Raw genomic sequence first — 20,893 nt, 5'->3', positions numbered from 1 at the left:
GTGCTCCTCGGCTAGGGCGGTCACAGGGACTGCAGGAAGATCCGTTCGGCGGCCGCCCTGTCCAGCGGCCGCGGCACCACCGCCAGCTGGCGGGTCTGCTTGAGGGTGCCGTCCACCAGGGTGTCGATGTCCTGCTCGCCGTAGCCGAAGCTGCGCAGCCCGGAGGGCATGCCGATGTCCGCCATCAGCTCGGTGAGCACCCCGGCCAGCGCGTCCGCGCCGTCGGTCCTGGTGAAGGTCTGCCCCGACAGCAGTTCCGCCGCACGGAGGTGCCGGGCGGGGTCGGCGGGGTAGGTCCAGCGGAACACCGCGGCGGCGGTGGCCGAGACGGCCTGCCCGTGCGGGACCATCGGCATCGCGGGATAGCCGGCGGCCCGGTAGTCCTTGACCGCACCGGCCACCGGGTAGGCGTTCGCGTGCGGCAGATGGGTGCCCGCGTTGCCGAACCCGGTGCCGGCGTAGGTGGAGGCCAGCGCCATCTGGGTCCGTGCGTGCAGGTCGCGGCCGTTGCACACGGCGGCCCGCAGATGCTTGCCGACCAGGCTCAGCGCCATTTCGCACCACACGTCGCTGATCGGGTTCGAGCCGCAGAACGCCGGCCTGCGCATCGGTTCCGGCGGTGCGGCCTTGGCGTCGTAGCGGATCGCCGTGTAGCTCTCCAGCGCGTGCGACAGCACGTCCATCCCGCTGGCCGCGGTCACCTCCGGAGGCAGGGTGAGCAGGGTGCGCGGGTCGACCACCGCGAGCGATGGGCGCAGCTTCGGGTGGCTCACCCCGGCCTTCAGGTGCAGGCCGAGGAAGTCGATCACGCAGATGGTCGTCGACTCGGAGCCGGTGCCGGCCGTGGTGGGCACCGCGATCAGCGGCTTCAGCGGGAGCCACGGCGCCTTTCCGCCCCCGATCGGCGGGGTGACGAAATCCAGTAGCTCACCCGGGTGGGTGGTAAGCAGGTTGACCGCCTTGGCGGTGTCCATGGCCGAACCGCCGCCGACCGCGACGAAGCAGTCCCACTCCTGTTCCCGTGCGTAGGCGATCGCCTCGGCGATGCTCTGGTCGGTCGGCTCGACCCCGACCTGGTCGAAGACCTCGGCCTTGAGCCCGGCCGCGGTGAGGCTGTGCCGCACCTGGTCGGGAATCCCGGTCTCCCGTACCCCGGGGTCGGTGAGCACCAGGCAGGAGGTCGCGCCGGTCGCCGCGGCCTCGGCGCCGATCTCGTCGAGCGCGCCCGCGCCGAACTTCAGCGGGGGTGCTGCCCAGGTGAACACGCTCTCGTTGCGGTGGATGTCCGGCTCCATCGACGGGCTCCAATCATCGGTGATGGGTGGCGACGCCCCGGCCATTGACACTATGTGGGAGGGGCAACCACTATGTGGCAGACCACGGTAGGTGCCATGGCGGCGTTCGTAAAGACCGGATCGCGCGCCGGCGACGGAGTCCGAAGCAGACGGGAGCCCGAATTGGTGGCTGCGGCAAGGGAAATCGACGAGCTGGAGAGCGCGCTGTCCGGGGTGGTCGCCGGCGAGGTGCGGGTGGACGACGCGACCCGCGCGATGTACTCCACGGACGCGTCCAACTACCGGCACGTGCCGATCGCGGTGGTGGCGCCGCGTTCGAACGCCGACGTGCTGGCGGCGCTCGACGTCTGCGCGCAGCGGGGCCTGCCGGTGTTGCCGCGCGGCGCGGGCACCAGCATCGGGGGGCAGGCGGCGAACACCGCGGTCGTCCTCGACTTCACCCGGCACCTGAACCAGGTGCTCGAACTCGACCCGGCGCGCGCCGTCGCACGGGTGCAGCCCGGCCTCGTCCTCGACCAGCTGCGGGCCGCCGCCGCACCGCACGGCCTGACTTTCGGCCCGGACCCGTCCACGCACAGCCGGTGCACGCTCGGCGGGATGATCGGCAACAACGCCTGCGGCTCGCACTCGGTGGCCTGGGGAAAGACGGCAGACAACGTGCGCTCGCTGGAGATCGCGCTGGCGGACGGCACCGTGCTCGAAGTCGGTCCCACCAGCGAGGAAGAGCTGGCGCGGCGGTGCGCCCGCGAGGACAGGGTCGGCGCGCTCTACCGCGAGCTGGCCGCACTGTCCGAACGGGACGCCGACCTGATCCGCGCCGCCTTCCCCGCCCTGCCGCGGCGGGTTTCCGGCTACAACCTGGACGCCCTGCTGCCGGAAAACGGCCGGAACCTGGCGCGGGCGCTGGTCGGCAGCGAGGGCACCTGCGCGACCCTGCTGAGCGCGACCGTGGACCTGGTGGCCGCGCCCGCGGTGCGCTCGATGGCGGTGCTGGGCTTCGCGGACAACGTGAGCGCCGCGGACGCCGTGCCCGCGTTGCGCGACCTGCCGGTGCTCACCGTGGAGGGCATCGACGGGCAGATCGTGGCGGCCCTGCGCGCTCGCCGCGGTGCCGCGGCCGCCGACGCCGGGCTGCCCGCGGGGGACGCATGGCTCTACCTCGAAACCGGTGGTGACACCGAGGAAGAGGCCGCCGAACGGGCCAGGCAGGTGGCGGCGCTGGCGCCGCAGGTTGGCGCCAGCGCGCTGGTGGTCACCGACCCGGCTCGCCGTCGTGCCCTGTGGCGGATCAGGGAGGAGGGCGCGGGACTGGCGACCAGGCTGGCGGACGGTTCGGAGGCGTGGTCGGGCTGGGAGGACGCGGCGGTGCCGCCGGAGCGGCTCGGGCAGTACCTGCGGGAGTTCGAAAAACTGCTGGAGGGGCACGGCAGGCGCGGCGCGATCTACGGCCATTTCGGCGACGGGTGCCTGCACGTGCGCATCGATTTCCCGTTCACCGCCGCGGATGCCCGGCAGCGGTACCGGAGCTTCCTGACCGAGGCGGCGGATCTGGTGGTGGCGCACGGTGGATCGCTGTCCGGCGAGCACGGGGACGGGCAGGCCCGCGCGGAACTGCTGCCGAAGATGTTCCCGCCGAAGATCATCAGCGCCTTCCGCGAGTTCAAGTCCGCCTTCGACCCGGAAGGCAGGATGAACCCCCGTCGCGTGGTGGACCCGGCGCCGCTGGACGCCGACCTGCGGCCGTTGGTGGCCCCGCCGGTGCTGCCCACCCGCGCGCGGCTGGCGCTGCACGCCGATGGCGGGGACTTCGCCGCGGCGACCCGCCGCTGCGTCGGCGTCGGCAAATGCCTCGCCCCCTCCGGCGGCGTGATGTGCCCCAGCTACCGCGCCACCGGTGAGGAGCAGCATTCGACGCGCGGCCGTTCCCGGCTGCTGTTCGAGATGCTCGCCGGGGAGGTGGTGACCGAAGGTTGGCGCTCGCCCGAGGTCAAGGAGGCGCTGGACGGCTGCCTCGGCTGCAAGGGCTGCAAGACGGACTGCCCGGTCGGCGTGGACATGGCCGCGTACAAGACCGAGTTCCTCAGCAGGTACTACGAAAACCGCCCGAGGCCGATGTCGCACTACGGCATGGGCGCGCTGCCCCGCTGGCTGCGGGCGGGGGCACTGCTGCCGCGTGCGGTCAACGCGGTCACCGGCTCACCGCTGGCCCCGCTGCTCAAGCGGGTGGGCGGAATCGCGGCCGAGCGCGATATCCCGCGACTGGCCGGGCAGACCCTGCGCGGCTGGTGGCGCGGCCGCGCCGGGGGAGAAGCCGGGGGAGAACCGGTGGTGCTCTGGCCCGACACCTTCACCAACCACTTCGATCCCGGCACCGGGCGGGACGCGGTGGCCGTGCTGGAGGAGCTGGGCCACCAGGTGCACCTGCCGGCCAAACCGGTCTGCTGTGGACTGACCTGGTACAGCACCGGACAGCTCTCGACCGCGCGCAAGAAGCTGCTGCGCACCCTGGACGTGCTGGAACCCTGGCTGGAGCGCGGGATCCCGGTGATCGGACTGGAACCGAGCTGCACCGCGATGCTGCGCACCGACGCCGCGGAACTGCTGCCCGACGATCCCCGCGTGCCGGCTCTGGCCGCGTGCGTGCGGACCTTCGCCGAGCAGGTGGGCGAAAACTTCGTGCGTCGCGGTCGTGCCCCCGCAGCCGAGCGGGTGCTCACCCAGGTGCACTGCCATCAGCACGCCGACCTCGGTTTCGCCGCCGACCGGGAACTGCTCGGTGCGGTCGCCGGCGAGGTCGACGTGCTCGAAGGCGGCTGCTGCGGGCTGGCCGGTAACTTCGGCTTCGAGCGCGGCAACTACGACGTCTCGGTGGCCTGCGGTGAGCAGGAGCTGCTGCCCGCGGTGCGGGCGGCGGGCGGCGGGACGGTGGTGCACGCGGACGGGTTCAGCTGCCGCACCCAGATCAGGCAGCTGACCGACCGGGAACCGGTGCACCTGGCCACCCTGACCGCACGGGCGCTCGGGGTCAGCGGGACAGGTTCCGGTTGATCGGCACGAACTGCGCGATCTCCTTGGCCGCGGTCATCGCCCGCGCGCCCAGTTCGTGCAGCCGCGCGCCCGGCATCCGCACGGTGGGCACCTGGATGACCAGTGCCGCGTGCGCCCGGCCGTCGGAATCGAGCACCGGCGCGCCGACGCACCGGACGCCCGCGACGTTCTCCTCCGCGTCCACGCTGTAGCCGCGCCGCCGGACCTGCTCCAGCTGCTCGGCCAGCTTGGCCGGGGTGTCCAGGGTGTGCTCGGTCAGCCGGGGCAGCCGCTCTGGCAGCGCGGCGAGGTACTGCTCGGTGTCCACCGAGTGCGCGAGGATCGCTTTGCCGGAAGCGGTGGTGTACAACGGGAACCGGGCGCCGGTGTGCTGTTCGAAACGCAGCGGGAGGGTGGACTGGACGCGGAGCATCACCACCGACTCGGTGCCTTCGCGGACGGCCAGGTTCACCGATTCCTCGGTCTCCGCGTTGACCTGTTCGAGTACCGGCAGGGCGCGGTCGAGGCCGAAACCGCGCTGCGCGGCCTGTCCCAGCAGGACGGCGCCGGTGCCGAGGTAGTAGCCGTCGGTCAGCGCGTTGTGGGTGACCAGCCCGCCCGCGGCGAGGGCGCGGATCACCCGGTTCGCCGTGCCGGAGGACAGGCCGAGCTCTGCCGCGATGCGCGCGACCGTCAGATCCTGCTCGCATTCGGCGAGCAGTTTCAGGGTGGCCAGCGCGCGGCCGATCGCCTGGGTGCCCGGCGGGGCGGCGCCCTCCGGTGATGCGTCGGGATCCCTGGTTGCCACCCGCGCTCCTTCCCTTTTCCGAGACGGTCCGAGCCTATCCGCACCGGATAGCGCGGCGGAAAAGAAACCGATCTTCCCCGTGCGCCTCTTTTCGCCGTTCTGTCCGGAATGGCTGGATATGTTGTCCGGTAAGGGTTTTCCGGCAACCGCGTCCTTGATCGTCTATGTGACATACAGTATACTGCATGCAATTCGGACTTATCGGGTTCATTCACGCCGGGAGATCCCGGGGTCGAATCATGCGCTGGAGGTGCCTTGTCGATGAGTTTCCCGGTGTGGGTGTGGGTCGCCACCCTGGTCGGCCTGACCGCGCTGATCGTCGGCGACCTCGTGCTGGTCGGCAGGCGCCCGCGCGAGGTCGGGGTCAGGGAGGCCGGGCTGTGGGTGCTGGCCTGCGTCGGGCTGGCGGTGCTCTTCGGTCTGGCGCTGCTCATCTTCGCCGGGCCGACCAGTGGCGCCGAGTTCTTCGCCGGATACGTCACCGAATACAGCCTCTCGGTGGACAACCTGTTCGTGTTCGTGATCATCATGTCGCGCTTCTCGGTGCCGAGGGAGCACCAGCACCGGGTGTTGTTCATCGGCATCGTGCTCTCCCTGGTGCTGCGGGGTGCCTGCATCGCGGCGGGTGCGGCGGCGCTCAGCGCCTTCAACTGGATCTTCTACGTTTTCGGCGCGTTCCTCATCTACACCGCGGTCAAGGTCGCCAAAGAGAGCGGTGGCGAAAGTGAGACGGAAACGCCGGACAATGTCGTCGTCCGTGCCCTGCAACGGGTGCTGCGCACCTCGGACTCCTACGACGGCGGCAAGCTGACCACGAAGGTGGGCGGCCGGCGGCTGTTCACCCCGATGATCATGGTGGTCGCCGCGCTCGGCATCGCCAACGTGGTTTTCGCGCTCGACTCCATTCCCGCGATCTTCGGCCTCACCACGAACGGCTTCATCGTGTTCACCGCGAACGCGCTGGCGCTGCTAGGACTCCGGCAGCTCTACTTCGTCATCGGCGGGCTGCTCGAACGCCTGGTGTACCTGAACTACGGCCTGGCCGTGGTGCTCGGGTTCATCGGGCTGAAGCTGATCATCGAGGCGCTGCACGGATCCAACATCGACGAGATCCATTTCGCGGTGCCGCACATCGGGATCGCGCTGTCCCTCGGCATCATCGTCGGCGTGCTGGCGGTGACCACCGTGGCCAGCCTGCTCCGCTCCCGCTCGACCTCGGCCAAGCAGGCACAGGCGGAGGAACGGGAACTCGCGGGCAGTGCCGACCGCGGCTGAGCGGTCACGGGGGAAGGAAACGGGTGACCAGCCCGGCGGCGAGCCACGGGCGGCGGCCCCATGCGGTGAGCTTTCCGGTGAGCGTGGCGGGCCACGGCCTGATCCGGCCGTAGTTGAGCAGCAGGGCGGTCACCGGGTCCGCGCTGATGCGCACGTCGATCCGGCCCGGCCGCGGCGGATCCACCGTCAAGTGTCCATTGTGGAACTCGTAGACGTGGGTCTCCTGTCCGCGCAGCCGGAACTCGTAGGTCGCGGTGTGCCCGGCGGTCCGGTCCCGGTCCACCCAGCCCGGCATCACCTGGTGCTGGCCGAGGAGGACCATCGGTACCAGCTCCGGCCTGATCCGCCGTGGACGGCCGAGCGCCCGCGCGAGGTCGTGGCCGTGCACCACGAACTCGCCGATCAGTGTGCCCAGTGACCGATCCACCCGTACCCGCTGGTCGCCGTCGAAGTCCATCAGCGGCTGGTCGTCGCCGAAACCTTCGATCGTCTCCAGGAAGGCGTCGAGCCCATCGCGAAGCCGGGCCGCCAGCTCGGCCGGCGCGCGGGTGGGCAGCGTGCTCACCTGCTCGGCGTTGAAGGCGGGCAGGTCGGCGACCTGCGCCGGCCATCGGCCCCTGCCGTGCGCGAGCTCGTGATAGCGGGCGGGTTCGGCGGACACGTGCCCGAGCACGTCGGTGACCGACCAGCCGGGGGTCGCCGGCACCGGCGTTTCCGGGTCCGGTGCGGAGAGGGCGAGCGCGATGAACTCCTCGGCCGCCGAGCGGGCGGCGGACGCCATTTCGGCCCGGCTGGGGGAGGCGGTCGTCGGTGCGCGGCGCATGGTCGTCTCCTTCCGATCTTGTGAAACAAGTTGTATCAGCTATGTCAACAAGTGGGGCAAGTTGTTTCAAGTAGGGTCTGGTTGGGTACTGTCCAGGGGTGGCTGGTGACAACCGTCCGTTGCGCGCGGATGCGGAACGAACCGTGCGGACGATCCTCGAAGCGGCGGAACGGGTGCTCGCGGGCAATCCCGCGGCGACCATGGAACAGGTGGCCGAGGCCGCCGGAGTGTCGCGGACGACGGTGCACCGCCGGTTCGCCACCCGCGAGGCCCTGCTCGACGGGATCGCCGAATCCGCTATCCGGCAGCTGAGCGACGCGGTCGACGCCGGCCGCGTCGGCACGGCGCCCCCGCTGATCGCCCTGCACCAGGCAACGGTCAACGTGCTCAAGGTGAAGTTGGGTCGGCGGTTCGCCTTCAGCCATCTCTCGCCGTCGAACCCGGTGGTGGCCGCCCTGCAGGCCGAGCTGATCGAGAAGTCCGACGCCTGGTTCCGCCGGGTCCGGGACGCGGGCCTGATCAAGGCCGAGGTGGACCCGGCATGGGCGCGCCGCGTCTACTACGCCCTGATCAACGAAACTTTTCACGACAGCGCCGACAGCGCTGATGACGGCGAGATCGACGCCCTCGCCGACCGGGTAGTGCGCACCCTGTTGCACGGTATCGCCTGACAGCACAGGGAAACCCGTGGGAGAGTCGTGCCGGAAACGCTCGATCGGACCAGAGGGGACACCATGTCGGCGACTCGGAGGAAGATCACGGCGGGCCTGCTCACCGCGTTCGTGGCGCTGCCGGTGGCGCTGCCGGTGGCGCTGCCGGTGGCGTCGGCGGGTGCGGCCGCGCCGCCGACCACCTGCGCGATCGAGCGGCTGCCGGTGCCAGAAGGCACCAATGGAAGCGCCGTTTCGGGTTCCGGACCCGGCGGCACCCCCTTGCTCGGGCACGTCATCCGGGGCCTGGCGCCCCTGGACCGCGACCTCGCCCTCTGGCACGACGGCGAGGTGAGCACGGTGGACATCCCCGGGAGCTTCACCGAGGCGGCCGACGTCAACGCCGGTGGCGTGGTGGCCGGGAACCGCGAGAACGCCGACGGCGACGAGGAATCCTGGACCTACGACGCCGAGATCGGCTTCCGGATCGTCGGCGGGGGCACGGTCCGCGCGCTCGACGACGCGGGCAGGCTGGTGGGCAGCCGTCAGATGCCCACCGACAGCGGACCGCCCGTCCCGGTCCCGGTGACCTGGCCCGCCGGCGCGGACGAGCCGGTCGACCTGCCCATGCCTGGCAAGGAAACCGGTGCGGCGCTGGACATCGGCGAGGACGGCACGATCGTCGGCAAGGTCGGGCTGGACGCCTACCTGTGGCGCCAGGACGGCACCGGCGCCCCGCTGCCGCGGCCGGACGGCGTCCCGGCCGAAACGCCGATGGAAGCGGTCAAGATCGCCGGGCAGTGGGTGCTCGGCGGCGGTACCCACCCGGTGCGCTGGAACCTCGGCACCGGCGCGGCCGAAGCGCTCACGGGCATCGAGGAACCGCACGACATCAACGAACTCGGCTGGGTGAGCGGCCAGACTCCGGACCAGCGGGGCGCGCTGCTGGCGGACGGGACCGTCCTCCCGCTGCCGACCGCGGACGGCGGAACCGGCTACCTGCACCACGCCGAAACCCTCAGCGCGGACGGCCGGAGCATCGGCGGAATGGCCCAGTTCCGCGGCAACCCGAGCCCGGTCACCGAAGAGGCCGTCACCTGGACCTGCTCCTGAGCGTCCCGCATCGGTGTCGATTTCGATCGGCGCGTAACGGGGCGGGATAGCGGGCGGATGGCAAGGGTGATCTGCTCGCCGGCCGGACGGAGAAGACAAGATGAAGATCGATATTTTCAACGAGATCCAGGATCCCCGGCCGTGGCGGGAGGGGCACGAGCAGGACCGGTTCCGGCAGGCGATCGAGCAGGCCAAGCTGGCCGACGAGCTCGGGTACGGCTGCTGGTGGCAGGTGGAGCACCACGGCGCCGAAGAGTTCAGCCTCTCGTCGGCGCCGGAGTTGTTGCTGGCGGCGATTTCGCAGCACACCAGCTCGATCCGGCTCGGCCATTCGGCGGTGCTCGCACCGGCCAGGTTCAACCATCCGATCCGGGTCGCCGAGCGGGCCGCGACCCTCGACCACCTCAGCGCCGGCCGGGTGGAGCTGGGGCTGACCAGGTCCACCGCGCCGGAATGGCGGCTGTTCGGCATCGACCCCGAGCAGGTGCGCCCGCAGACCCAGCAGGCGTTCGAGATGGTGCCGCGGATGTGGACCACCGAGCGATTCTCCTACCACGGTGACGGCTACCAGATCGACGACGTGCCGATTTCGCCCAAGCCGTACCAGAAACCGCATCCGCCGCTGTGGCAGGCAGCGGCCAGCCCCTCCTCGTTCGAGGACGCCGGCCGCCGCGGGGTCGGCGTCCTCGGCACCACGCTCTGGGAGTCGCTGGAGCGGGTCCGGCGGATGACCGGGCTCTACCGGGCGGCGGTCGGCCGCTGCGAGAACCCGGTCGGCGCGTTCGTGAACGACCAGATCGCCTTCTTCACCTTCGTGCACTGCGCCGAAACCGACGAGGAGGCGATGCGCGGCGGTGCCGCCGCGGCCGCCGCCTGGTACACGGTCACCGCACTGGGCTTCTTCGAGGCCAGGGCCGCGTTCCTGGAGAATCTGGCGCGGCATCAGGCTTTGCTGGACGATCCGGCCGGCGGCGGGCTGACCGGCGAGTTCCTCCGCGAAGAGGTGAACGAGCCGCCGACCCCGGCGCAGCTGGTGATCGGTCGGATCCTGGAGGGCGAGCAGGTGCCCGACGACGAGATCTTCGAGGTGCTCAGCGCGCAGGACTCGCTGATCGTCGGGAGCCCGGAGACCTGCCGCAAGAAGCTCCGGGTCTACGCGGACCTCGGGATCGACCGGCTGATGTGCTTCCACCAGGTCGGCCAGCTGTCGCACGAGCAGGTGCTGACCAGCATCCGGCTGATCGGCGAGCTGATCCCCGAGTTCGACCCCGGCCGGAAATGAGCACCGGGCGCGAGCGCCTGCGCAGGCTGCTGCCCGCGTTGACCTCACTGGGCGGTGTGGTCGTCTTCCTCGGCTGCGGCCTGCTCGTGCAGGTGGTGCTCGCGTCCGGTGGCAACACCGCGGTGGCCAGATCGCCGGAGTTCGTGCTCTGGTCCGGGCTGGTCGCGGCCACCGCGGTGATCTACGCCCTGCTGTACTCGCGTTCGAAGGACCTGGCCGCGAACTGGCGCGCTCGCACCGGGGTGCCGGTCTGGCAGCCGCTGGTCATCTACGTGCTGGTGGCTTCGATCGTGGTCGCCGGGCTGTGGACTGCGAACGGGGTGGCCGCCCTGCCGCCGGTGTCGGTCGCGTGGGTCTCCCGCGCACTGGTGGTGTGCGGGGTGGCCGCCGCCGCGCCCGCCGTGCTCGGTCTCTGGCTCGCCTACGCCCGGCTGCGGCTGATCTCCGAGCTGCTGAACGGCGGTGCGCAACCGCCGCGGCGGGCCGACGACGTGCTCGCCGACCTGCTGGACTGCCGCCGGAGCCTGAGCCGCGGCCTGGCCACGTTGAGCATGATCGTGTCCACCGCCGTGGTGGACGCGGGCGCGCAGCGCAAGGCGTTCCTGGCCAACGGCGTCAGCGAGAAGAGGTTCCCCGCCGACGCAGTGCTGATGTACGGCGCCCTGTTCACCGCCGTCTTCCTGCTGATCTACGTGCCGACCTTCCTGGCATGGCGCAAGCGCTGCCTGCTGTTCACCGACGTGGTCTACCCGTTGCCCGCCGACGCCAGGCTCACCGAGGAATGGGCGGCCGGCCGGTCCCGGCTCGCGCAGCTGCTCGGCACGGAGGCGAGCGTCGCCAAGAACCTGACCACCGCGTTCGGCATTCTCGCGCCGCTGGCCACGAGCGCGCTCAGCATCGTCATCCCCGGCCTGAAGTGAGCTTCCTGGGAGTTTCCTGGGAGCCGCGCCAAGTCACCGGCCTCGCGGCGGGAAGGTGCCCAGCTCGGCGTTACCCGGGCTGGTGAGTCTCGGGTCCATGAGTACAGCGACTATCGAGGCCCGCGGCCTCACCAAACGTTTTCGCGGCAAGCTCGCCGTCGACGAGCTGACCTTCGCCGTCCGACCGGGGGTGGTCACCGGGTTCCTCGGGCCGAACGGGGCCGGCAAAACCACCACCATGCGGATGATCCTCGGCCTGGACGTACCGAGCGCCGGCACGGTGACCGTGGCGGGCCGGAGCTACGCCGGACTGCCCGCGCCGCTGCACGCGGTGGGCGCGCTGCTCGACGCGAAGGCCGTGCACCCGAACCGCACCGCCTACCACCACCTGCTCTGCCTGGCGCAGAGCAACGGGATCCCCGCGCGCCGGGTGCGCGAGGTGCTCGACGCGGTGGGGCTGTCCGAAGCGGGCGGCAAGGCGGCGGGCGGGTTCTCGCTCGGCATGAGCCAGCGGCTCGGCATCGCCGCCGCGCTGCTCGGCGACCCCGGGGTGCTGATGTTCGACGAGCCGGTCAACGGCCTCGATCCCGAGGGCATCCGCTGGATCCGGACCCTGATGCGGAAACTGGCTGCCGAAGGGCGCACGGTGCTCGTCTCCAGCCACCTGATGAGCGAGATGGCGCTGACCGCCGACCACCTCATCGTGATCGGAAAGGGCAGGCTGATCGCGGACACCGGGATCACCGAGTTCCTGGACGCGAACTCCGACCGGTCGGTGCTGGTGCGCAGTGCCGACCAGGACGGGCTGGCCGGCCTGCTGCGGCCGGTGGCCACCCACCTTGACTCCACAGTGGACGGTGCGCTGGTGGTGGAAGGGCTGACCGCCGCGGAGATCGGCGGCCTCGCCGCCGGCCACGGGATCGCACTGGCCGAGCTGTCCCCGCGGCGGACCTCGCTCGAGGACGCCTTCATGGAGCTGACCCGCGACGCCGTCGAATTCGGGGTGGCCTGATGACCACGCTCACCACGACGGCCAATTTCGGGCACGTCCTGCGCTCCGAGTCGACCAAGCTGCGCAGCCTGCGCTCCACCTGGTACACCGCGCTCGTCACGATGGTGCTCGGCATCGGCGTCGGCGCGCTGTCGGCCAGTGCCCAGGCGGGCGCGTACCACCTCGGCACCGCCGAGGACAGGGCCGCTTTCGACCCGACCGCGGTCAGCCTCACCAGCCTCATCGTCGCCCAGCTCGCGATCGGTGTGCTCGGCACGCTGGTGATCACCTCCGAGTACGCGACCGGCATGGTCCGCACCAGCCTGGCCGCGGTGCCGCGCCGCGGTCGCCTGCTCGCCGCCAAGGGCCTGACGTTCGCGGCCGTGGCACTGGTCGTCGGCGAGATCATCACCTTCGCCTCCTTCCTCATCGGCCAGGGGTTCTTCGCCGGGGCGGGGGTGCCGCACGCCGCGCTGGACCAGCCGGGTGTGCTGCGTGCGGTGTTCGGCGGCGGGCTGTACCTGGTCGTGATCGGTCTGCTCGGGCTGGGCCTCGGCGTGCTGACGCGGTCCACGGCGGGCGCGATCAGCCTGCTGGTGACCCTCACGCTGCTGGTCCGGCCGATCGCGCAGGCGCTGCCGGAGGCGTGGGCGCAGTGGATGAACCGGTACTGGCCGAGCGCCGCCGGCGAGCGGATCATCACCGTGCTGCCTGATCCGGACGCGCTGGCGCCGTGGGCCGGGTTCGGCCTGCTGTGCGGTTTCGTCGCGGCCGTGCTGTTCGCCGGGTACCTGCTGTTGCGCACCAGGGACGCGTGATGCGGCCCGTCTGGCCGGTTGTCTGGCCGATTGTCTGGCATTGTCGATGCCATGCCTGAAGCCGAGTTGCTGGTGGTGGAGGACGAACCCACCCTGCGGGAGCTGCTCGCCGCCAGCCTGCGCTTCGCCGGCTTCCGGGTCTGCGCCACCGCCACCGGCACCGAGGCGTTGGAGGCCGCGGCTCGTACCCGGCCCGATCTGGTGGTGCTCGACGTGATGCTGCCCGATCTGGACGGCTTCGAGGTGCTGCGCCGGCTCCGTGCGGGCGGCCGGCATCCGCCGGTGCTCTTCCTGACCGCCCGCGCCGGTGACGAGGACAAGGTCACCGGCCTCACCGGCGGCGCCGACGACTACGTCACGAAGCCGTTCAAGCTGGAGGAGCTGATCGCCAGGATCCGGGCGATCCTCCGTCGCGCCGGTGCCGGGGCGGCGCAGCCGGTGCCCGGCCTGGAACTGGACCCGGCCGGACGGCGGGTGCGCCGCGATGGTGGGTGGATCTCCTTGTCTCCCACCGAGTTCACCCTGTTGCGGTACCTGGTCGAGCACGCCGGGCAGGTACTGGGACGGGCGCAGATCCTGCACCACGTGTGGCGTTACGACTTCGGTGGCGACGCGAGCATCGTGGAGTCCTACATCAGTTACCTCCGCCGGAAGGTGGACAACCGGGAGCCACGGCTCATCCACACCGTGCGCGGGGTCGGGTACGTGCTGCGCGTGCCGGAATGAGGCGTTCGCTGCGGGCGCGGATCCTGCTGAGCACGGTGAGCCTGCTGGCCGCCGGGGTGATGATCAGCGACGCGGTGGTGCTGACGACCCTGCGCCGCCCGCTGGTGGAACAGGTGGACCTGCAGCTGCAGGCCGGTGCCACGGCGCTGTCACTGCTGCCCGAACCGGTCTTCCGGCAGCTCGCCGGGCTCCGGCCGGAGGGCACGGTCCAGGAACCGGACCTGGTGGAAGACCTCTACCTCGGCTATCTCGCACCGGACGGCAGGCCGGAGCGGGAACTGCGCCCGGAGTCGATGCCCGCGCTGCCGAAGCTGGATTCGGCGGCGGTTGCGGAACGGGCCGGGCAGCCGTTCGAAGTGCCGGGCTGGCGGGTGCTCGCGCTGCCGAGGGCAGTATCTGACATGTCAGATATGCCGGGCAGCGTGGTGGTCGCCGGTTCGACCAGCCGGGTGGACGCCACGGTCGCCGAGGTGGCGACGGTCTGCGTGCTCGTCGGGCTCGGTGTGCTCGCGCTGCTGACGGTCCTCGGCTGGTTCGCGGTGCGGGCCGGGCTGCGCCCGTTGCGCCGGATCGAGGAGACCTCGGCGGCCATCGCGGCCGGTGATCTATCCCGCCGGGTACCGGACCTGGCGCCGCCGGGCACCGAGGTCGGTCGCCTCGCCGTGGCGTTGAACGGCATGCTCGGCCAGATCGAGCAGGCGGTGGCCGCGCGGGCCGCCTCCGAGACGCGGATGCGGCGGTTCGTCGCCGACGCGAGCCACGAACTGCGCACCCCGCTGGCCGGGATCAGCGGTTTCGCCGAACTGCACCGGATGGGCGCCGGTAGCGACAGCATCGAGGTGGACCGCACGATGGACCGGATCGAACGCGAGGCGCAGCGGCTTGCCGGGCTGGTGGACGACCTGCTGCTGCTGGCCCAGCTGGACGAACGGCCGGTCCCGCGCCTCGAGCCGATGGACCTGCGCACGCTCGCTGCCGACGCGCTGCACGACGCGCGCGCCCTGGACGCCACCCGCGAGGTCACGCTCACCGGCCCTGGCGGCGGCGAACCGGGGCCCGCGCCGGTGACCGGCGACGAGTCGCGGCTGCGGCAGGTGGTGGCGAACCTGGTCGGCAACGCGATCGCGCACACCCCGGCCGGCGGCCCGATCCGGATCGGGGTCGGCGCGGTGGGGGACCGGGCGGTGCTGGAGATCAGCGACCACGGCCCCGGCCTCGACGCGGACCAGGCGGCCAAGGTGTTCGAACGCTTCTACCGCGCCGACACCTCGCGCAGCCGCGACACCGGCGGGGCCGGTCTCGGGCTCGCCATCGCCCACTCGCTGACCGTCGCACACGACGGCACCCTCGAACTGGACACCGCGCCCGGCGCCGGCGCGACCTTCCGGCTTTCCCTGCCGCGAGCCTGAACTACCGGGAAGGGCAGCGGAGGTCCTGCGGGGGAAGGGCCGCGTCCACCAGGTAGCGGGTGGTGGTGTCGTCCACGCAGGGCGTGCTGTGCAGGTACGCGACATGCTGCTGGTCTTCGAAGGTGAGCAGCCGTGCGTTCAGCCCCCGCGCGACGTCGACCCCGTTCTGGTAGGGAGTGGCGTGGTCGCCGGTCGAGGCGAGCACCATGGCGCTCGCCAGGCCGGGGGCCCGCGGCAGGTGCGGTTCGAAGGTCGGCGGAATCGGCCAGTACGGGCACACCGTGGGCATGCCGACCGTGTCGCCGTACGGGGCGAGGAAGGGCGCCGCGGCGCGGAACTCCCGGTCGGCAACGGCCGCGGTCGACGGGCTGGTGCGCGCGCCGTCGACGCACACCAGCGCGTTCCCGAGGTCGTAGCCGGGCAGGTTGTTCCGGTAGGCATCCTCGGCGATGGCCAGCAGACCGGTGCCGGTGCCGCCGGCCAGCTCGGTCAGCCCGGCGCGCAGCGCGTCCCACCGGCCGGGGTCGCCCAGCGCGGTGGTGAGCGCGGTGACGGAGTCCGAAAAGGACAGTGTGCGGTTCCCGTCCGCCGGTACCGGCCGGTCGCGCACGCCGGTCAGCAGGGCGGGCAGGATTTCGGTGCCCCGCGCGGGTTCCGTGCCGAGTGGGCAGTCCGGCCGAGCCTGGCAGTCGCGCAGGAACTCGTCGAACAAGCGTTGTGCGGCGGCGCCCGCCTTGCCGGCCTGGTCCACCGGATCCGGTTCGCTGGTACCGATCGGGCTGTCCAGCACCAGGGTGCGGAGGTTGCCCGGGAACTGCTCGGCGTAGCTGATGCCGAGCCTGGTTCCCGAGGACGCGCCGTAGTAGTCGAGCCGCCGCTCGCCGAGTGCCGCGCGCAGCAGGTCGAGGTCCTTGGCGACCTCCCTGGTGCCGAGGGTGGCCAGCACGTCCCGGCCGTTGCGCTCCAGGCACTTCTCGGCGTAACGGCGGAGCTTGGCGGCGTTGCCGAGGTCGGCGGCCCGGTCGGCCGCCCAGTCGGTTTCGTCGTAGCAGCGCACCGTCGGGGTGCTGGCGCCCAGGCCGCGCCGGTCGAAACCGATCAGGTCGAACCGCCTGCCCAGTTCGGTGTCCTGGCCGGCGAGCGCGGCGGCCGAGCGCATGCCGTAGTCCAGCCCGCCGCCGGGACTCCACACCAGCGTGCCCACTTTCGGGCCGGTCGCCCGGTGCCGCAGAACGCCGATCCGCGCGGTCTCCCCTTCCGGGTTCGCGTAGTCCAGCGGCACGGTCAGCCAGGCGCATTCCACGCCGGGCACGTCCAGCGCACCTGGCTGCGGCTGCCCCCGGTCGAATTCCGCGCAGTCCCGCCAGTCGAGGGACTGGCCGGGCGGTGGCGCGGTGCAGGCGGTCGGTACCAGCACCGCCAGCACCGCCACCGCGCCGGCCGTCAGCAGGCGGCGTCGCATCCGCCCGACGTTAGCACCGGTGATCAGGTGCAGGTGGTGCCGTCCGGCGGCAGCTCGCCGGTGACCAGATAGTGGTTGGCGTGCCGGCGTACACACTGGTTCCCGGTCAGGTACAAGGCATGACCGCCCTCTGCGACCAGGTGACGACCACCGAGCTGACCGGCGACCCGGCGGCCGTGCTCGGGCGGGGTCGCGGAGTCGGCGGCTCCGTTCGCGAGCAGTGTCGGCGTGCTCAGCGGCTCGATCGGATGCGGCGGGAACGTGCCGATCCTGGGCATTCCGGCGCATCTGCCGAGGGAGTTCCAGATCTCGCTCCAGCCGACCCGCGCGGCGCCGTGCTCCCGGAGCCGTTGCTCGACCGCCTTGAGTTGTCGGTGGCTGAGGTCGTAATCGAGGTCGGCGCAGGTGGCCATGCCCATCAGCTCCGCGCCGGGCAGGTCCGGGCCGGGCGGCCGCGGCGGCGGAACGAACTTCGTGGCGTCACCGGCGTCGGCTTCGGCGAGTGCGGTGGCCAGCAGCGGCCAGGTGTCCTGCCACCGGACCATCGAGGAGCCGGAGCCGATGATGGTGGACAGACCGGCGGTGACGGCGTCGCCCGCGCCCGGCGCCGGGATCGGCTGCCGGGTGGCGGTGGCGACGACCCGGTCCCAGACCGCCAGCGCGTCCCGGTCGTGCAGGGCGCAGCTGGTTTCCGCGGTGCACCACCGGCCGAACCGGATGAGGGTCTCCTCCAGCAGCGCGGCCTTCGGCGCGATCAGGTCGTACAGGTCCGTGCTGGTGTGGTCGGCCACGCTGTCCAGGTACATCCTGGACACCTTGTGCCCGAACAACTCGGCATAGGCCTGGCCGTAGACGGTGCCGTAGGAGTTGCCGAAGTAGCTGAGCTTCGGCTGCCGCAGCGCGGCGCGGATCGCGTCCATGTCGTGCGCCACCTGCCAGGAGTTCAGCTTGCCCCGCAACGGGCCAAGCTCCCGCGCGCAGCCGAGGGCGAATTTTCGTTGCTCCGCGGCGTATTTCAGGTAGGCGGACCGGTCCGGTGGTGGCCATTGCGGTGCCACCGGTTGCCGGGACGGACAGGTGACGCCGCTGCTCTCGCCCATGCCGCGCGGGTCGAAAACCACGACGTCGAACCATTCGGTCAGGTCCGGCAGCATCGCCTTCAGGTCGGGTAGGGCGAACAGCACCGGATTCGGCCCGCCGGGGTTGACCAGCAACGTACCGACCTTTTTGGACTGATCACGGGCGGGCAGTTTGCCCAGTCCCACCGCGATTCTGGCCGAACCCGGCCTTGCCCAGTCGGCGGGAACGCTGATCGCGCCGCATTCCAGGCCGTCGAAGCAGGCGTGCCAGGACACCGGCGGCCCGGATTCGGCTGCCGCCGATCCACTGAGCGCCAGTGACCCGGCCAGTACGGCGATCGCGGACAGGCCGGTGAGTTTTCCGGCCGCGCTCTTCCAGTTCTTCTTCACCGGGTCACTCTCGCTTTCGCGGGTGACCGCGTCATCTGGCTGGAGACGGATCTTCGGCGTCCGTCCTCAGGGAGAGTTCCCCTCGCCGCTGAGGACCAGCCGGACCAGCTCGGCGCGCGAGCCGACCGAGGTCTTCTGGAAGACCTTCCGCAGGTGGTAGTCGATCGTGCGGGGGCTGAGGAACAACTGCGCGGCGATCTCCCGGTTGGTCGACCCGGCGCTGACCGCGGCCACGATCCGCTGCTCCTGCGGGGTGAGCGCGGCCAGCGCGTCCGGCTCGTGCCCGCTGGTGGTCTCGCCGGTGGCGCGCAGCTCGGCGGTGGCCCTGGCGGCCCATGCCGAGGCACCGAGGCGGTGGAAGGTGTCCAGCGCGGCCCGCAGGTGGTGGCGCGCGTCGGCCCGCCGCCGCTCGCGGCGCAGGTGCTCACCGAACAGCAGCGCGGTACGGGCCTGCTCCATCGGCCGGTCGGTCTTGGCGTGCAGGTCCAGCGCGAGGCGGAAGGCGGCTTCGGCGTCATCCGTCCCCGGTGTGGCCAGCAGCGCCCGGCAGCGCGCGGCGAGCGCGCCGCGTTCGGGTGCGCTCGTCGACTCGGCCAGCCCGGTGAGCCTGGCCAGCGGTTCGATGGCCCGTTCAGGCGCACCGGCGCGGACGGCGGCCTCGACCAGATCCGGGACGGCGTACAGCGCGATCCCCGGATGGGTGGCGCTCCCGCCGCGGTACATGGTGGTGAACTGGGCCAGCGCTTCGGAGGCCCGGCCGGCGGCCAGTTCGAGCAGCCCGAGCGCCTGGTGCGCGGACACCATCACGCTGGCCAGCCGCCGCTCGCTCGCCTCGGCCAGCACCTCCTCGGCGATCCGGTGGGCCCGTTCCTCCTGTCCGCGCAGGGCGGCGAGCAGGGCCAGCGAACTCCGGTGCCGGCACGCGGTGTTCGGCTGGCCGGTCTCCACCGCGAACCGGTAGCCCTCCTCGGCGCTGGCCTCGGCGGTGTCGAACCGGCCGCGCGCCAGCTCGTCGGCGACCAGGTACTCCAGCACCGAGGCCAGGGTGCCGGCCGCGCCGAGCGCCCTGGCCCGCTGGGCGGCCTTGCGGTGCAGCCGCCGGGCCAGGTCGTGGTCCTCCAGCCCCATCGCCATCCCGCCGGCCCAGCCCAGCCTGGCCGGGTCGGCCAGCCGCTCGATCGCCGCCAGGTCACCGGGCTCCAACCCGGGGTCCCCGCCGACCCGCACCCGGCAGGCCGCGCGGAACAGCCTGGCCAGCACGTCGTCCACGTCCTGGCCGGTGAGCGGAAGCCGTTCCACCAGCTCGGAGATCTGCCGCCAGGCGTGCGCGGCGTTCGCGTGGAAACCGGCCTCGCCGAACAGCATCAGCAGCCTGATCGCCCGCGGTTTCGCCCGCAGAGCCGCCGGGAGCACCGGCAGCAGCAGGCCCAGCGCGTCGGACGGGTCGCCGGTGCGCAACTCGATCAGCGCCCGCAGCCCGGCGGTGTCCAGCCGGACCGTCTCCTCCCGCGGCGCGATCCGTTCGGCCTGGTCCAGCAGCGCGGCGGCCTCGGCCGGCTGACCGGCCTGCCACCAGGCGGTCGCCGAGGCCACCGAGCGCCGGGCCCGCAGCGCGTCCGAGGTGCTCAGCTCGGCCGCCCGCGCCAGTGCGGCGGCCGCGGTGGCCTGGCCAGCCCGCTGGTTCGCCCGCTCGGCCGAGCGTTCCAGCTCCTCGGCCACCAGCTCGTCCGGGGCGTCCGCGGCCTGGCCGAGATGCCAGGCCCGGCGGTCCTGTTCGGCGGGCTCCCCGGCCAGTGCCTCCGCCAGCGCCCGGTGCGCGCGGCGGCGCTCGGCCGGGCCCGCGCCGTGGTAGATCGCCGAGCGGATCAGCGGATGCCGGAAGCCCAGCCGGGCACCGTCGGTGGTGACCAGGTCGTCCAGCTCGTCGAACGGCTCCGGGCCATCGAGACCGGCCGCGCGCAGGATCGTGTCGGGGTTCCCGGTCCCGTCCGCCGCGATCAGCAGCAACAGCCACCGCGCCGCCGGGTCCCGGCTCAGCGTGCGGTCGAGGAAGGCGCGCTGCAGCACGGCGGCCAGCGGCAGCGGCTCGGCCCGGCCGGCGACCAGTGCGGGCCGCAGCGCCGCGGCGGGCAGCTCGCGGATGGCCAGCGGGTTGCCCGCGGTCGCGCGCAGCAGCTGCGTGCGCTCGGTCGCGGACAGCTCGCCGCCGCCGTGCTCGGCGAGCAGCGACTCGGCCGCCTCCCGGTCCAGTCCGGCCAGCGCCAGGTCGATCAGGCCGCCGGTGCGCAGCGGCCGTCCCTCGTCGGCGCGGGCGGCCAGCATCAGCGCGATCGGCTCCGCGTCCAGCCGGCGTGCGACGAAGGCGAGCGTGTCCAGCGACGGCGGGTCGGCGTGGTGCGCGTCGTCGACAAGGCAGAGCAGCGGCTCACCGGCGGTGGCCTCGGACAGCAGGGACAGGGTGGCCAGTGCGACCAGGAAGCGGTCCGGCACCGGCCCGGCGGCCTGGCCGAACACCACGTCCAGCGCGCGGGCCTGCGGTTCCGGCAGCCGGTCGAGGGAGCCGAGCACGGGCAGCAGCAGCCGGTGCAGGGTGGCGTAGCCGAGGTCGGACTCCGGTTCGACGCCCGCCGTGCGCAGCACCCGCATCCCGGCCGCCCGCCCGGCGGCGTACTCCAGCAGGGCGCTCTTGCCGATGCCGGGCTCGCCGTGCAGCACCAGGCCGCCGCCGCGCCCGGCCCGTGCGCGCTCCAGCAGCGCGTCGATCACCTCGCGCTCCTTGGCGCGGCCAGCCAGCACGACTCCGAAGGTAGCGCCTCACCCCTGAG

16 protein-coding genes are annotated in these 20,893 nt (G+C 72.1%); 10 read left to right on the top strand and 6 right to left on the bottom strand.

Annotation, left to right across the window (positions count from 1 at the left end; all coding sequences use genetic code 11):
- Nucleotides 1-20: 20 nt before the first annotated feature.
- Entirely contained in the window at nucleotides 21-1,295 is a 1,275-nt protein-coding gene (locus AMYNI_RS0100730; RefSeq protein ID WP_020666039.1) for a hydroxyacid-oxoacid transhydrogenase, read from the bottom strand.
- 165 nt (nucleotides 1,296-1,460) lie between these two features.
- Here AMYNI_RS0100730 and AMYNI_RS0100725 point away from each other — a divergent pair, with 165 nt between their 5' ends.
- Nucleotides 1,461-4,343: an FAD-binding and (Fe-S)-binding domain-containing protein gene (locus tag AMYNI_RS0100725; RefSeq protein WP_020666038.1), complete on the top strand. Its 2,883-nt coding sequence runs from the start codon at nucleotides 1,461-1,463 to the stop codon at nucleotides 4,341-4,343.
- Here the strand turns inward: AMYNI_RS0100725 and AMYNI_RS0100720 are convergent.
- Nucleotides 4,321-5,130: an IclR family transcriptional regulator gene (locus tag AMYNI_RS0100720; protein WP_020666037.1), complete on the bottom strand. Its 810-nt coding sequence runs from the start codon at nucleotides 5,128-5,130 to the stop codon at nucleotides 4,321-4,323. The two genes, AMYNI_RS0100725 and AMYNI_RS0100720, sit on opposite strands and share 23 nt — an antisense overlap.
- A 261-nt stretch (nucleotides 5,131-5,391) precedes the next feature.
- On the opposite strand from AMYNI_RS0100720, the gene AMYNI_RS0100715 reads away from it, so the two are divergent.
- Nucleotides 5,392-6,405 carry a TerC family protein gene (locus AMYNI_RS0100715; protein ID WP_020666036.1) on the top strand — a complete coding sequence of 338 codons (1,014 nt, stop codon included), beginning with the start codon at nucleotides 5,392-5,394 and terminating at the stop codon, nucleotides 6,403-6,405.
- A gap of 4 nt (nucleotides 6,406-6,409) precedes the next feature.
- On the opposite strand, the gene AMYNI_RS0100710 is transcribed toward AMYNI_RS0100715, so the two are convergent.
- Entirely contained in the window at nucleotides 6,410-7,228 is an 819-nt protein-coding gene (locus AMYNI_RS0100710) for a maleylpyruvate isomerase family mycothiol-dependent enzyme (RefSeq protein ID WP_020666035.1), read from the bottom strand.
- A gap of 98 nt (nucleotides 7,229-7,326) precedes the next feature.
- Between AMYNI_RS0100710 and AMYNI_RS0100705 the strand changes: the two genes are divergently transcribed.
- From AMYNI_RS0100705 to AMYNI_RS0100670, 8 genes are all read left to right on the top strand, one after another.
- Nucleotides 7,327-7,899: a TetR/AcrR family transcriptional regulator gene (locus AMYNI_RS0100705; protein WP_245573840.1), complete on the top strand. Its 573-nt coding sequence runs from the start codon at nucleotides 7,327-7,329 to the stop codon at nucleotides 7,897-7,899.
- Between the two features lie 63 nt (nucleotides 7,900-7,962).
- Nucleotides 7,963-8,991: a hypothetical protein gene (locus tag AMYNI_RS0100700; RefSeq protein ID WP_020666033.1), complete on the top strand. Its 1,029-nt coding sequence runs from the start codon at nucleotides 7,963-7,965 to the stop codon at nucleotides 8,989-8,991.
- 100 nt (nucleotides 8,992-9,091) lie between these two features.
- Complete coding sequence (locus tag AMYNI_RS0100695; protein ID WP_020666032.1) at nucleotides 9,092-10,273, top strand: LLM class flavin-dependent oxidoreductase; 1,182 nt, start codon at nucleotides 9,092-9,094, stop codon at nucleotides 10,271-10,273.
- Nucleotides 10,270-11,193, top strand: a complete 924-nt coding sequence (locus tag AMYNI_RS0100690) for a hypothetical protein (RefSeq protein WP_020666031.1) — start codon at nucleotides 10,270-10,272, stop codon at nucleotides 11,191-11,193. Before AMYNI_RS0100695 ends, AMYNI_RS0100690 begins: the two co-directional genes overlap by 4 nt.
- A gap of 97 nt (nucleotides 11,194-11,290) precedes the next feature.
- Entirely contained in the window at nucleotides 11,291-12,205 is a 915-nt protein-coding gene (locus tag AMYNI_RS43190) for an ATP-binding cassette domain-containing protein (RefSeq protein ID WP_020666030.1), read from the top strand.
- The gene (locus tag AMYNI_RS0100680; protein ID WP_020666029.1) at nucleotides 12,205-13,002 is read left to right on the top strand and encodes an ABC transporter permease subunit; all 798 of its coding nucleotides are present in this window, start codon (nucleotides 12,205-12,207) and stop codon (nucleotides 13,000-13,002) included. Before AMYNI_RS43190 ends, AMYNI_RS0100680 begins: the two co-directional genes overlap by 1 nt.
- Nucleotides 13,003-13,053: 51 nt before the next feature.
- Nucleotides 13,054-13,728 carry a response regulator transcription factor gene (locus AMYNI_RS0100675; RefSeq protein WP_020666028.1) on the top strand — a complete coding sequence of 225 codons (675 nt, stop codon included), beginning with the start codon at nucleotides 13,054-13,056 and terminating at the stop codon, nucleotides 13,726-13,728.
- Nucleotides 13,725-15,137 carry a sensor histidine kinase gene (locus AMYNI_RS0100670; protein WP_020666027.1) on the top strand — a complete coding sequence of 471 codons (1,413 nt, stop codon included), beginning with the start codon at nucleotides 13,725-13,727 and terminating at the stop codon, nucleotides 15,135-15,137. Before AMYNI_RS0100675 ends, AMYNI_RS0100670 begins: the two co-directional genes overlap by 4 nt.
- A gap of 1 nt (nucleotide 15,138) precedes the next feature.
- Here AMYNI_RS0100670 and AMYNI_RS0100665 read toward each other — a convergent pair whose 3' ends face one another.
- The 3 genes from AMYNI_RS0100665 to AMYNI_RS0100655 all read right to left on the bottom strand — a co-directional run bounded on the left by AMYNI_RS0100665 (nucleotide 15,139) and on the right by AMYNI_RS0100655 (nucleotide 20,864).
- Nucleotides 15,139-16,599: an alpha/beta hydrolase gene (locus AMYNI_RS0100665; protein WP_020666026.1), complete on the bottom strand. Its 1,461-nt coding sequence runs from the start codon at nucleotides 16,597-16,599 to the stop codon at nucleotides 15,139-15,141.
- 23 nt (nucleotides 16,600-16,622) lie between these two features.
- A complete protein-coding gene (locus tag AMYNI_RS0100660; RefSeq protein ID WP_020666025.1) occupies nucleotides 16,623-18,068 on the bottom strand; it encodes an alpha/beta hydrolase in 1,446 nt (481 codons plus the stop codon).
- Nucleotides 18,069-18,134: 66 nt separating this feature from the next.
- Complete coding sequence (locus AMYNI_RS0100655; protein ID WP_020666024.1) at nucleotides 18,135-20,864, bottom strand: helix-turn-helix transcriptional regulator; 2,730 nt, start codon at nucleotides 20,862-20,864, stop codon at nucleotides 18,135-18,137.
- Between the last annotated feature and the right edge of the window lie 29 nt (nucleotides 20,865-20,893).

Origin of the sequence: Amycolatopsis nigrescens CSC17Ta-90 (assembly GCF_000384315.1) — a bacterium.
Classification (GTDB): Bacteria; Actinomycetota; Actinomycetes; order Mycobacteriales; family Pseudonocardiaceae; genus Amycolatopsis; species Amycolatopsis nigrescens.
The sequence above is the reverse complement of the archived record's forward strand: the minus strand, read 5'-3'. Positions and strand labels throughout refer to the sequence as shown.